At 63.3% G+C, this 12,595-nt stretch carries 8 protein-coding genes; 4 read left to right on the forward strand and 4 right to left on the reverse strand.

Annotation, left to right across the window (positions count from 1 at the left end):
• Positions 1-228 precede the first annotated feature (228 nt).
• Both Pan44_RS26465 and Pan44_RS26470 read left to right on the forward strand, forming a co-directional pair.
• Positions 229-492, forward strand: a complete 264-nt coding sequence (locus Pan44_RS26465; protein ID WP_145034732.1) for a hypothetical protein — start codon at positions 229-231, stop codon at positions 490-492.
• 120 nt (positions 493-612) lie between these two features.
• Positions 613-918: a hypothetical protein gene (locus Pan44_RS26470; RefSeq protein ID WP_145034733.1), complete on the forward strand. Its 306-nt coding sequence runs from the start codon at positions 613-615 to the stop codon at positions 916-918.
• 73 nt (positions 919-991) lie between these two features.
• On the opposite strand, the gene Pan44_RS26475 is transcribed toward Pan44_RS26470, so the two are convergent.
• Positions 992-2,284, reverse strand: coding sequence for a formylmethanofuran dehydrogenase subunit B (locus tag Pan44_RS26475; protein WP_145034734.1), 1,293 nt, complete (start codon positions 2,282-2,284; stop codon positions 992-994).
• A 258-nt stretch (positions 2,285-2,542) separates the two neighbouring features.
• On the opposite strand from Pan44_RS26475, the gene Pan44_RS26480 reads away from it, so the two are divergent.
• Together Pan44_RS26480 and Pan44_RS26485 are read left to right on the forward strand one after the other, a co-directional pair.
• On the forward strand, positions 2,543-4,267 hold the full coding sequence (locus tag Pan44_RS26480) for an amidohydrolase (protein ID WP_145034735.1): 1,725 nt from the start codon (positions 2,543-2,545) through the stop codon (positions 4,265-4,267).
• A 127-nt stretch (positions 4,268-4,394) separates the two neighbouring features.
• Positions 4,395-5,609: an AGE family epimerase/isomerase gene (locus Pan44_RS26485; protein WP_197453685.1), complete on the forward strand. Its 1,215-nt coding sequence runs from the start codon at positions 4,395-4,397 to the stop codon at positions 5,607-5,609.
• Positions 5,610-5,672: 63 nt separating this feature from the next.
• Here Pan44_RS26485 and Pan44_RS26490 read toward each other — a convergent pair whose 3' ends face one another.
• The 3 genes from Pan44_RS26490 to Pan44_RS26500 form a co-directional block, all read right to left on the reverse strand.
• On the reverse strand, positions 5,673-7,169 hold the full coding sequence (locus Pan44_RS26490; protein ID WP_145034736.1) for a glutamate synthase subunit beta: 1,497 nt from the start codon (positions 7,167-7,169) through the stop codon (positions 5,673-5,675).
• A gap of 59 nt (positions 7,170-7,228) precedes the next feature.
• Positions 7,229-7,603, reverse strand: coding sequence for a GxxExxY protein (locus Pan44_RS26495; RefSeq protein WP_145034737.1), 375 nt, complete (start codon positions 7,601-7,603; stop codon positions 7,229-7,231).
• Between the two features lie 203 nt (positions 7,604-7,806).
• Complete coding sequence (locus Pan44_RS26500; RefSeq protein WP_145034738.1) at positions 7,807-12,525, reverse strand: glutamate synthase-related protein; 4,719 nt, start codon at positions 12,523-12,525, stop codon at positions 7,807-7,809.
• Between the last annotated feature and the right edge of the window lie 70 nt (positions 12,526-12,595).

A 12,595-nucleotide genomic window follows, 5' to 3' on the forward strand; every position in this document is an offset into this window, starting at 1 on the left:
TCCTCCCCTGACGGCAGAGGTTGCGCGTGGGCGGCAGCGGGCTTTCCCGGGCGTCGGGGGCTTTGGCGGCGGCGTCCAGCGGGGGCGAGGGAGAACAGGTCCCTCAACTCTGTGCTGGTCCACTCGGGGCCGTGGTCTCCCGCGGTCCTCGCGTTCCGCTACCATCCTTCCAACGAGCGGCCCCTGGAAACTGGCCGCTTCGCCTCGCCATCAACCTCGAAGCGTCCCATGTCCGACCAACCGACTCCGGCCGAACCGTTCTCCAAAGAAGAACTCAAACGGGCCTACCAGGCCTTCAAGAAACGCCTGAAACTCACCCGTCTGGATGACGAGTCCAAGGTGGGCCACGGTCCGATGTCCGGCGGCGGCCGTTCCGGGGTGGTCGCCATCTCACCCCCCAACCAGTATCCCAAGGAAATCTGGCTCGAACTGTGCAAACAGGGGAAGCTCAAACAGGCTGGGCACGGCATGTACGAGATGGTCGGCGGATAACCGCCGCTCTCCCGGGAAGGGTGACTCCCACCGCGCTGCGAATGCTGCCAGCGCCCTGTTTTTCGTCATCTCGGCGAGCGGGGCTTGTCGGCCCCGTGATCCTCTGACATGAAGCGTCCCATGGCCCCAGCAACCCGTCTGAACGCCCTCCAGAAGCGCTACGTCGAGGCGATCGCCAGCTTCAGCGGCGAGGATCGCGCGACAGTCATGCGGCTGTTCTTCAAGCCGGGGGGAGGCGTCCCGGAAAGTCGGCAGACCGAACGAAAGGCGATCAACGGGGTCTGGAAGGCGCTGCGGGCCGCGAAGCTGGAGAAGCAAAGCCCCGCCGCCGTCGACCGGATCAAGTTCCTCCACGAGGCGCTCGTCTTCGCCTTCGAACGCCGCCACGGCGAGCCCTTCAAGAAGCCGCGAACGAAGGCTGAATAGGGCAGGCTCCCCGGCTACTGCCCGACTCCGCGCCTCCCACCAAAGGCGAGCGGGAGGCGTCGACCCCCTGCTGCTACGCCGTCGCGTCAGCCATTCCCTTCAGATTCGCGGCGATTGCATGCAGCACGTCGTCATCCGTGGGATAGGGGGAATCGACCAGCTTCCGCAGCGGAATCGGCACCTCATCCATCCGGTAGGCCGTCCCCGGGGCGTGGATGCCATACACGGCCGTCGTGAACTGCACGGCCGGCGCGACGAGCGGCGGGAGGGCGTTCGGCGGATCGAGCACGATCAACGGCAGGGTCTGCAGAAACGCCAGGGCTTTCTTCGAAAGGTGCGGGAGGTTCCAGCTTCCGACGAGGAGGCACGCATCGATTTCGCCCCGCTCGAGAAGGTCTTCCGTCGTGAACTCCCCTGGATTGAACCGGGGAACGCCGCGCGACAGATCGACGCCAAACGGGAAGCCTGTCTGCCAGCAGAGCACGCTGTCGGCGCCGGAGACGTCCCCCGACACCCGCAGCCGGCGGGCGATGAACCGCGTTTTCTCGTTCAGGTCGGCTGTCAGTTCGAGCAGTGCCTCGACCGCCAGGTGGCCCAGGTGCAGTGACGCGATCCCCAGTCCGAAGAAGACGGCCCCGTAGCGGCATTCGGTCATCCGCTTCGCGAGAGAGCGCAGTTGCTCGAGCGGCACGCCGCAATCGACGACTGGCGAGCAGTCCGGGTCGCGAACCAGCATCCGCAGCGCGGCGATCATTTCGAAGTCGCGACCTTCCTGAACCAGAATGACTTCATCGGCGACGGCGGCCGTCTGCGTCTTGTGAACGTCAATGACAATGACGTGCCGGTCTTCTTTGCCGTGGGGCAGCAGGTCGCTCGTTGGTTCGATCGAGTAGCGTTCGAAATGCCGGGGATGCGTCTGGGCCGGATCGGCCCCCCAGAAGATCACGAGATCCGACCGTCGGGCGACTTCTCCGAGGGTGGAAGTCGATTCGCCGATTTCCTGGATCGCCATGATCGAAGGTCCATGCCCCTTGGAGGCCGTGGTGTCGATGATGGCCCCGATCTGGTCGGCCAGGCTCACGGCTGCCCGCTGTCCCGGTGTGCTGCTGCGGGACAACCCATAGATCAAAGGAGCGCGGCTCCCCTTGAGGAGGGTCGCCGCTTCCCCAATCGCTTTTTCGAGTGTCGCCTCCGCCCCCTGAAGCCGGGCCACTGGCGGGCGGGCCTCGTTGAGCGAGTACAGCCAGGGACGCGCCAGTTCACACGCCCGCTCGTCACCTGTGAGCCGGTCGCCGTCGAATGTCAGCGTCAGATCGTCGCACACACATCCGCAGACGGTGCAGGCGACGTCATGAAAAGTCTGCATGGGGACAGTTGAAGCGAAACTTCCTGGCAAGTGAAGTCCGGCCATCCCCATCCCCATCCCCATCCCCGCCAGCCGCGGATGGGGGCGGAACAAGCCCTCTCCCGATTGTGCGACGACGCTGGTTGGCCTGCACGGCTGTGAACAGGCGGAAAGAGATGAAGGCGGATGCGTGATCCCTGCGCTGATTGCGGGAACGGTCGTGCCGAGACACACTCACCGAACGCCCGCTTTGTTTTGCACCGGTGAGGATCGAACGCGATGAAGCCTCTGCTGCTGGCCTCCCTCCTCCAGGTGACACTCGGCCTGGCCGTGGCTTCGGCCGCGCCCCCTGATCTCATCCTCCATCATGGCCGGATCGTCACGGTCAATCCGAAGTTCGAGATCGTGGACGCGATGGCGGTGACCGGAGACCGCCTCTCGGCTGTCGGCTCCAGCGCCGACGTTCTGAAGCTGGCCGGCCCCGAGACGAAGCAGATCGATCTCGGGGGCAGGATGGTGCTTCCCGGCCTGATTGACAGCCATGTCCACGCCGCGAGCGCCGCCATCTATGAGTTCGACCATCCAGTCCGCGACATGGATACCGTCGACGACGTTCTCGCGTACATCCGCGAGCGAGTGACCGTCGTTCCCGAAGGGAGCTGGATCGTCGTCAGCCAGGTGTTCATCACCCGTCTCCGCGACCAGCGGTTCCCGACGAAGAAGGAACTCGACGAAGCCGCTCCGAAGCATCCGGTGATGTTCCGAACCGGCCCCGATGCGATGCTCAACTCGCTCGGGCTGAAAGCGAGCGGCATCGACCGCGACTTCGAGATCAAGGACGGCAAGTCGGGGCAGATTGAGAAGGACGCCAGCGGCGAACCGACCGGGATGCTCCGCGGCTCCACGCGCTTCGCCAAAGCCAAATCGCCCGATCGCAAGCCGAACGCCAAAGAGAAGGTGGAAGCGCTCGGCAAGCTGATGCGGGACTACAACTCTGTCGGACTGACGGGAGTGGCCGAGCGGAACGCGGGGCCGGACACCATCGAGATCTACCAGGCTGCGCGGGAATCGGGCGACCTGACCTGCCGCACCTTTCTTTGCTGGGCGCTCGATCCCAACCAGGACTTCGAGAAGGTGAAGAAGTCGCTGGACGAGGCTGCCGCGCATCCGCTGCACGCTTACAACGACCGGCTGTGGCTCCGCGGCGTGAAGTGTTTCCTCGATGGTGGCATGCTTACCGGCAGCGCTTACATGGAAAAGCCCTGGGGCGTCAGCACGATCTATTCGATCACCGATCCTGAGTACCGCGGCGTCCGGCAGATCGAGGCCGATCGCCTTTATGAAACCGCGAAGTACGCCCTCGAGCGCGACCTGCAGTTCACGGCTCATGCCGTCGGCGACGCCGCGACGAAGGCGATGGTCGATGCCTACCGCCGCGTGAATAGCGACTTCCCCGTGGCTCCGACCCGTCCCAACATCACGCACTGCAATTTCATGAGTTCCGAGGTGATTGCCTCGATGAAGGAACTGGGCGTGGTGGCCGACCTGCAGCCGGTGTGGCTGTACTCGGACGGCCGGACGCTGTTCAACCAGTTTGGCAACGAACGGATGACGTGGTTCCAGCCGTATCGCACGCTGTTCGACAAAGGCGTCATCATCGGCGGCGGCTCGGACCACATGCAGAAGATCGGCAGCTTCCGATCGATCAACGCCTACAACCCGTGGCTGGGAATCGAGACGGCGATGACCCGCATCCCCCGCCGTTTTGAAGGCCCTCTGCATCCGGAGCAGGTCATCACCCGGGAAGAAGCGATCCGGCTGTACACGATCAACAACGCCTTCATTCTCTTCGATGAACAGAACCGCGGGTCACTGGAACCCGGCAAGCTGGCGGACTTCATCGTGATCGATCGCGACTTACTCACTTGCCCGGAGAAGGAGATTCGCGACACGCAGGTACTCTCCACGTGGGTGGGCGGGCAGAAGATCTACGAGAAGCAATGACTTCCGGTGACTTTCGAGCAGCGCAACGGGGGCTCGGCAACGCGAAGCAGAGCTTCGCAGAGAGTGCGTGACCAAGGGGACCTTGGTCACGAGGTAGTTCCTTCGTTTTGTCTTCTTCAGATCCTTCATGAACACCATGGACTCGCCGGCCCTCACTCTCGCGACACCGGAGGGCCGACAATTCTTCCGGGACTTCTACCGGACAGATCTGCTCAACAGCACGATCCCCTTCTGGTTTCCGCGATCGATCGACACGGTTCACGGCGGGTTCCTGCACTGCCTCGATCACGACGGCTCTTTGCTCGACACGGACAAATCGGTGTGGGCGCAGGGACGCATGAGCTGGATGTTGCTGACGCTTTACAACACGCTCAGCCCGAACCCGGAATGGCTCGCGTGGGGCCTCGCGGGGCTCGAATTCCTCTCGAAGCATTGCTTCGATGCCGACGGACGCATGTTCTTCCACGTGACTGCCGACGGACGGCCGATCCGGAAACGGCGCTATGCCTATAGCGAGTGCTTCGCCTCCATCGCGCATGCGGCGGCGGCCCGCGCCCTGGACTCCGACGAACACGCGACGCGGTCGTGTGAATTGTTCGACCTGTTCTACGACTGGAATTTCACTCCCGGGCGGATGCCTCCCAAGTTCACGGACACCCGTCCGATGATCGGGCTTGGCCCGCGGATGATGGCCATCTCGACCGTGCAGGAGCTGCGGTCGAATTTCGGCGTCAACGCCCGGCATCAGGCGATCGTCGATCGCTGCCTGGAAGAGATCGAAACGCTGTTTGTGAAGCCCGATCGCCGCGTCGTGATGGAGAATGTTGCGCCGAACGGCGACATCGTCGATCATTTCGACGGACGTCAGCTGAATCCGGGCCATGCCATCGAGGCGGCCTGGTTCATCCTGCTGGAGGCCGAGTACCGCCGTGATTCACGGCTCACGCGCATGGCGTGTCAGATGCTCGACTGGATGTGGGACCGCGGCTGGGACGAAGAGTGTGGCGGTCTGTTTTACTTCCGCGACGTCGACCACAAGCCTGTCCAGGAGTACTGGCACGACATGAAGTTCTGGTGGCCGCACGACGAGGCGATCATCGCCACGCTGATGGCCTGGCAGATGACCGGCGACGAGCGTTACGCAGGCTGGCATCGGCAGGTTCACGACTGGTCCCACCAGCATTTTGCGGATCCCGTCCATGGAGAATGGTTCGGCTACCTGCACCGCGACGGCCGGCGATCCGTTTCGATCAAGGGGAATCTGTGGAAGAGTTTCTTCCATCACCCCCGGATGCAGTGGCTGTCGTGGAAGAGGCTGGACGAGTCGGTTGGCGCGAGCTGAAACGAAGAAGCCCGGCCTCTGAAAAGGAGCCGGGCTTCCGAAATCGCGGCATTCGCAAATGGCCTACGGCAGCTTCGTCGTCCCCATCAGGAACCGATCGCATTCGCGGGCGGCTTCGCGGCCTTCGTTGATGGCCCAGACGATGAGGCTCTGTCCGCGGCGGCAGTCGCCGGCTGCGAAGACGTTCGGCACGCTCGTCTGGTACTTGCCGTAGTCGGCTTCGAACCAGCTCATCGCGCCGCGGGCTTCGCGGATCTTCACGCCGAGCTGCTCCGCGACAGGGTGCTCAGGTCCGAGGAAGCCGAGGGCCAGGAAGACGAGGTCGGCCGGCCATTCCTTTTCGCTGCCGGGCACCTTGCTGAACGGAGGGCCGCCGGCGACCGGCTTGGTCCAGTCGACGAGGACCGTCTTGAGCGCCTTCAGGTTGCCGTTTCCATCGCCGATGAATTCGACGGTTTCGATTGAGAACTCGCGGGGGTCGCGACCGAAGACGGCGGCGCCTTCCGCATGGCCGTAATCGACCTTGAACGTCTTGGGCCACTGAGGCCAGGGGTTGTTGGCCGCGCGTTCTTCCGGAGGCTGCGGAACGATTTCGAAGTTCACGAGGCTCTTGCAGCCGTGGCGGACGCTGGTGCCGAGGCAGTCGTTTCCGGTGTCGCCGCCGCCGATGACGATGACGTGCTTCCCCTTCGCGGAGATGTATTGGCCGTCCTTCAGCTCGGAATCGAGCAGGCTCTTCGTGTTCGCGTGGAGGAATTCCATCGCGTAGTGGATGCCCTTCAGCTCGCGGCCCGGGATGTTGAGATCGCGGGGGCGGGTGGAGCCGGTGCAGATGACGATGGCGTCGAAGTCGTTCTTCAGCGTCTCGGCGGGGATCGTCTTACCGACTTCGCAGTTTGTGACGAACTTCACTCCTTCTTCGGCGAGGAGGTTCACGCGGCGGTCGATGATGTCCTTCTCGAGCTTCATCTGGGGGATGCCGTACATCAGCAGGCCGCCGATACGATCGGCCCGTTCGAAGACGGTGACGAGGTGTCCGGCGCTATTGAGCTGGGCGGCGCACGCGAGGCCGGCGGGGCCGGAACCGATGACAGCGACGGTCTTGCCGGTGCGTTCCCGGGGAGGATTGGCCTTCACCCAGCCTTCTTCAAAGCCGCGCTCGATGATCGACTTTTCGATCGTCTTGATGGCGACGGGGGGCGAGGTGATACCGAGCGTGCAGCTGCCTTCGCAGGGAGCGGGACAGACGCGGCCGGTGAACTCGGGGAAGTTGTTCGTCTTGTGGAGGCGATCGAGGGCCTCGTGCCACTGGTCGTGGTAGACGAGGTCGTTCCACTCGGGGATCAGGTTGTGGACGGGGCACCCGGCGGCCATGCCGGCGATGAGCTCGCCGGTGTGGCAGAAGGGGATGCCGCAATCCATGCAGCGGGCGCCCTGGGTGCGGAGATGCTTCGGCTCGAGCGGTTCGTTGAACTCGTTCCAGTCGAGGATCCGCAACTTCGGCGCGCGCTCGTGGTAGGTCTCGCGGGCGTACTCTTTAAAACCGGTTGGCTTACCCATGACTTCGTTCAACCACGGAACACCCGGACGTCACAGACAGAACGACAACGTGCCGATCGTCAGTGAACAATCCGTTCGTACTCCAGCTTGGGATGACTTCCAAAATTGGCGAGCAGGCCCACCTTCAGGCCAGCCGCTTTGAGGTAGTTGTGGACCTGAGCGCGGAACACGTCGTTCAGGTCTTTGACTGCCTTGATCTCAACGATGACGGAACCAAAGCAGACGAGGTCGGGAATGAACGTGAGCTCCAGTGGATGGCCCTTGTAGGCGAGCGCCAGCGGAACTTTCGATTCAAACGGGATGCCTCGTTGAGTCAGTTCAATCAACAAACAGTTGTGGTAGACAGGCTCGACGAATCCGCAGCCCATCTGGTTGTACACCTCGAAGCAGGCTCCGAGGATTTCGTAGGTTTCCTTTTCGAGGTGGAGGGCCATCTGCAATTCGGAGAAAGAGAGGGAACCACGGATAACACGGATAGAACGGATAAGGGAAAAAGAGTCGTTCTGGCGGTCGAAGAGGATGTATGACAAGGCTTTCGCTGAAGCCAATGACACACTTTCTGTCACGGCGGTGACCAGGTCGAACCGCCCCTTATCCTTTTGATCCGTGCTATCCGTGGTTCTTGCCTTCCTTCAATTCAGTGAGCCGCCTCCACTGGGGCTTCCTCGCCCGCGGCTTCGGCTTCGGCCTGGGCCTTCAGTTCCGTGATCGCGCGCTTGTAGTCCACCGGCATCACCTTGTGGAACCGGGGGAGTTCCTCATCCCAGTTCTCGAGGATCGCTCCGGCGACGGCCGATCCCGTGTAACGCTGGTGGTTGGAGATCATCTCCTTGAGCTCGGCGACGTCGTCTTCCTCTTCGATTTTTTCCAGTTCGACCATCTCGAGGTTGACGTTCTCGAGCAGCTTGCCGTTGGGGTCCCACACATAGGAGACGCCGCCCGACATGCCGGCCGCGAAGTTGCGTCCGGTTGCTCCGAGCACGACGGCCCGGCCGCCGGTCATGTATTCGCAGCCGTGATCGCCGCAGCCTTCCACGACCGCCTTCGCTCCCGAGTTGCGGACGCAGAACCGTTCGGCCGCGCGGCCGCGGACATACAGTTCGCCGGAGGTCGCTCCATACAGAGCCACGTTGCCGATGATGATGTTGTCTTCGGGAACGAACGAGGATTCATCGGGCGGATAGATGATGACCTTGCCGCCGGAAAGTCCCTTGCCGACGTAATCATTCGCGTCGCCGATCACTTCGATCGTCACGCCGTTGACCGACCAGGCTCCGAGCGACTGCCCGGCCGAGCCGCGGCAGATGAGGCGGATGGTGTCTTCGGGCAGTCCCTGCGGGCCCCACTTCTTGGAAATCTCGTGGGACAGCGTGGTGCCGAAGGCACGGTCGATGTTCTGGATGTCGATGTCGAGCCGAACCCGCTCGGCCTTCTCGATCGCCGGCTGGCACTGCGGGATGAGCAGTGTCTGGTCGAGCGTCGTTTCCAGGCCGTGTTTCTGTGGAATCTGGCAGTAGACGCCGACGTCCGGCCTCAGCTTCCTGACCTTCAGGAGCGGACTGAGGTCGAGGTGCTTGGCCTTCCAGTGGGCGACGTCGGTGTCGAGTTCCAGGAGGTCCGTCCGACCGACCATTTCATCGATCGTGCGGAAGCCGAGCTGGGCCATGAGTTGGCGGGCGTCTTCCGCGACCATGAACAGGTAGTTGATGACGTGCTCGGGCGAGCCGCGGAACTTGGCGCGGAGGTCCGGATCCTGCGTCGCGATGCCGACGGGGCAGGTGTTGAGGTGACACTTCCGCATCATGATGCAGCCCATCGTGATCAGCGGAGCTGTCGCGAAGCCGAACTCTTCGGCTCCGAGCATGCACGCGATCACGACGTCTCGGCCGGTCTTCAGCTGGCCGTCGGTTTCGAGCTTCACGCGGCTGCGGAGGTCGTTGAGGACCAGCGTCTGGTGCGTTTCGGCGATGCCCAGTTCCCACGGCAGGCCGGCGTGCTTGATGCTCGTGAGCGGTGAGGCTCCGGTGCCGCCGTTGTCGCCGGCGATGAGGATCTTGTCGGCGTGTCCCTTCGACACGCCGGTGGCAATCGTGCCGACGCCGACTTCCGAGACCAGCTTCACGCTGATCTTGGCGGAAGGGTTGGTGTTCTTCAGGTCGAAGATGAGCTGCGAGAGATCTTCGATCGAGTAGATGTCGTGGTGCGGCGGCGGGCTGATGAGGCCGACGCCGGGGGTCGACATACGGGTGGCGGCGATGACGCGATCGACCTTGTGGCCGGGGAGCTCACCGCCTTCGCCGGGCTTGGCACCCTGGGCGATCTTGATCTGGATCTCGTCAGCATTGGTGAGGTACCAGCTCGTCACGCCGAACCGGCCGCTGGCCACCTGCTTGATGGCGGAGCGCTTCGAATAAACGTTCGGCTGCGGCTCGCCATTCGACTTGAACCGCTCGGTCGTCTTCTTGATCGTCTCGTGCAGCCTGAGATCGAGCTCGACGGGGACGAAGCGTTCGTAGTCTTCGCCACCTTCGCCCGTATTGCTCTTGCCGCCGAGGACGTTCATCGCGACGGCGATCGTCTCGTGGGCTTCCTTCGAGATAGAGCCGTAGCTCATCGCGCCGGTACAGAACCGCTTCACGATTTCGGAAGCCGGTTCGACCTCCTCGAGCGGGATCGACGGCTGGACTTCCTTCTTGAACCGCAACAGGCCGCGGAGGTGGCACTGCCGCGCGACGACTTCATTGATCAGCTTGGCGAACCGGGCGTAGGCGTCCTTGTCGCCGGCGCGGGCGGCCTGCTGGATCTCGGCGATCGTGAACGGGTTCCAGGCATGCCGTTCGCCGTTGTGGCGCCAGTGATACAGGCCCTGGTTCGGCAGGATCGGAAGTCGCTCCGTTTCCTCGCGGCTGGGGAAGCCGAGCTCGTGGCGGCGGATCGCCTCCTCGGCGATGATCGGGAAGCCAATGCCTTTGATGCGGCTGGCCGTGCCGGCGAAGCAGCGCGACACGACGGCATCGGACAGGCCGACGGCTTCGAAGATCTGGGCCCCCTTGTAGCTCTGGAGCGTGGAGATGCCCATCTTCCCCATCACCTTGAGCATCCCCTTGGCCACGCCCTTGCGGTAGGCGGCCACGATCTTCTCGTCGGTGTAGTCTCCCTTCACTTCGCCGCGGCTCCGGGCCTGGCGAATCGATTCAAAGGCGAGGTACGGATTGATGGCGTCGACGCCATAGCCCGTCAGCAGGCAGAAGTGGTGCACTTCGCGAGCTTCGGCCGATTCCAGCACGATGCCGATCCGCGTCCGCTTCTCGTTGCGGACGAGGTGATGATGCACGGCACCGCCGGCGAGCAGCGCAGGAATCGCCACGCGATCGGCATTGGTCGCCCGGTCGGAGAGCACCACGAGGGCGCAGCCGTCGTCGATCGCCTGTTCGGCCTCCTTGCAGATCCGCTCGATGGCCGGGAGCAGCCCGGCCGTCCCTTCCGACTTCGCCCAGGTGGCGTCGATCGTGCGGGACTTCCAGCCGCGGTGGTTCAGGTGCTTGATCGCGGCGAGTTCCTCGTCCGTCAGGATCGGGTGCGGAACCGCGAGGCGATGGCAGTGCTGCGCCGTCGAATCCAGGATGTTGCCTTCCGGGCCGATGAAGCATTCCAGCGACATCACGATCTCTTCGCGGATCGAATCGATCGGCGGATTCGTGACCTGCGCAAACAGCTGTTTGAAGTAGTCGTACAGCATCCGGGGCTGGTCGGAGAGGCAGGCCAGCGCCGTGTCGTCGCCCATCGAGCCGAGCGGATCTTTCTTCGTCTGCAGCAGCGGAATCAGCATGAAGTGCATCGTTTCGGCCGTGTAGCCGAAGGCCTGCATCTGCCGCAGCAGGAAGTCACCCGTGACGCGATCGCCATTCTCCGACTTGCCGTTGGAGGACTTGTGGGCCTGGACGATTTCGTCGAGCGTCAGCCGCTGCTCCTTCAGCCACTGCTTGTACGGACGCTTGCCGGCGATCTCGTGCTTCAGCTCTTCGTCATCAATGATCCGCCCCTGGGCGAAATCGACGAGGAACATCTTGCCCGGCTGCAGGCGTCCCTTGAGCTTCACGTTTGCGGGGTCGATGTCGAGCACACCGACTTCGCTGGCCATGATGACGCGGTCATCATGCGTGACGTAGTACCGGCTGGGTCGCAGGCCGTTGCGGTCGAGAATCGCGCCGATGCACTTGCCGTCGGTGAAGCTCACCGAGGCGGGACCGTCCCAGGGTTCCTGGAGGGCGGAGTGGTATTCGTAGAACGCCCGCTTGTCCTCGGGCATTGAGGGGTGATTCTGCCAGGCCTCGGGGATCATCATCATGACCGCCTCAGGCAGGCTGCGGCCGGCGTTCACGAGCAGTTCGAGCGCGTTGTCGAAGTTGCCGCTGTCCGAGCAATGGGGCTCGGTGACCGGGAAGAGCTTCCGCAGGTCGTTCCCGAACGTCGTCGACGACATGACGCCCTGACGGGCGGTCATCCAGTTGGCGTTGCCTCGCAGCGTGTTGATTTCGCCGTTGTGGGCCATGTAGCGGTTCGGATGCGCGCGATCCCAGCTGGGGAACGTGTTCGTCGAGAACCGGCTGTGAACCATCGCCAGGTGGCTCGTGAAGTCACGGTCCTGGAGGTCCTGGTAGTACCGCATCACCTGCGACGAGGTGAGCATGCCCTTGTAGACGAGCACCTTCGTCGACAGGGTGCAGATGTAGAACATCAGCGCCTGCGAGATCTCGCTTTCGGTCCGCAGATGCCGCGAGGCCCATTTGCGGATGATGAACAGCTGGCGTTCGAACTGGTCCTGCGTCAGGCCGGGAGCGGCCGCCACGAACAGCTGTTCGATCACCGGCTCCGCCGCGCGGGCCGTGGGGCCGAGATCCGCGGCTTCAGCCGACGTCGGCACTTCGCGCCAGCCCAGCAGCTTCTGTCCCTGCTTGGCGATGATCTCGTTGATGACTTCCTTGCAGAATTCTCGCTGCTCGTCGTCGGTCGGCAGGAACACGTTGCCGGCGGCATAGAGGCCCTGTTTGGGCAGCTCGATCCCGAGGTCGCGCTCGGCGACCTTGCGGAGGAAGGAGTCGGGCAGGGCGGTCATCATGCCGCAGCCGTCGCCGGTGTTTTCCTCGCAGCCGCAGGCTCCGCGGTGATCCATGTGCCGCAGCATGCGATCCGCGTCATCAATGATCTGCCGCGACGGCTTGCCCTTGAGGTGCGCGACGAAGCCGACGCCGCAGGCGTCATGCTCGAATTCCGGCGAATACAGGCCGAATGCCGACGGCCACTCCTGGTGGAGAGCGGGGGCGGATTGCGAATGGTGGGTGGTGGGTTGAGACATTTCGTCCATCCTCAGGGGGTGGAGGCAAGTCGTCCGACAGATTCGGGGAATCTTCGAGGCGACGTTGCTC

The organism is Caulifigura coniformis (assembly GCF_007745175.1).
In the GTDB taxonomy this organism is placed as follows: domain Bacteria; phylum Planctomycetota; class Planctomycetia; order Planctomycetales; family Planctomycetaceae; genus Caulifigura; species Caulifigura coniformis.

Excerpts from the sequence above, each read along its gene's own strand:
- Pan44_RS26465 (WP_145034732.1), top strand. The coding sequence starts at position 229 with ATGTCCGACCAACCGACTCCGGCCGAACCGTTCTCCAAAGAAGAACTC.
- Pan44_RS26470 (WP_145034733.1), top strand. The coding sequence starts at position 613 with ATGGCCCCAGCAACCCGTCTGAACGCCCTCCAGAAGCGCTACGTCGAG.
- Pan44_RS26475 (WP_145034734.1), bottom strand. The coding sequence starts at position 2,284 with ATGCAGACTTTTCATGACGTCGCCTGCACCGTCTGCGGATGTGTGTGC.
- Pan44_RS26480 (WP_145034735.1), top strand. The coding sequence starts at position 2,543 with ATGAAGCCTCTGCTGCTGGCCTCCCTCCTCCAGGTGACACTCGGCCTG.
- Pan44_RS26485 (WP_197453685.1), top strand. The coding sequence starts at position 4,395 with ATGAACACCATGGACTCGCCGGCCCTCACTCTCGCGACACCGGAGGGC.
- Pan44_RS26490 (WP_145034736.1), bottom strand. The coding sequence starts at position 7,169 with ATGGGTAAGCCAACCGGTTTTAAAGAGTACGCCCGCGAGACCTACCAC.
- Pan44_RS26495 (WP_145034737.1), bottom strand. The coding sequence starts at position 7,603 with ATGGCCCTCCACCTCGAAAAGGAAACCTACGAAATCCTCGGAGCCTGC.
- Pan44_RS26500 (WP_145034738.1), bottom strand. The coding sequence starts at position 12,525 with ATGTCTCAACCCACCACCCACCATTCGCAATCCGCCCCCGCTCTCCAC.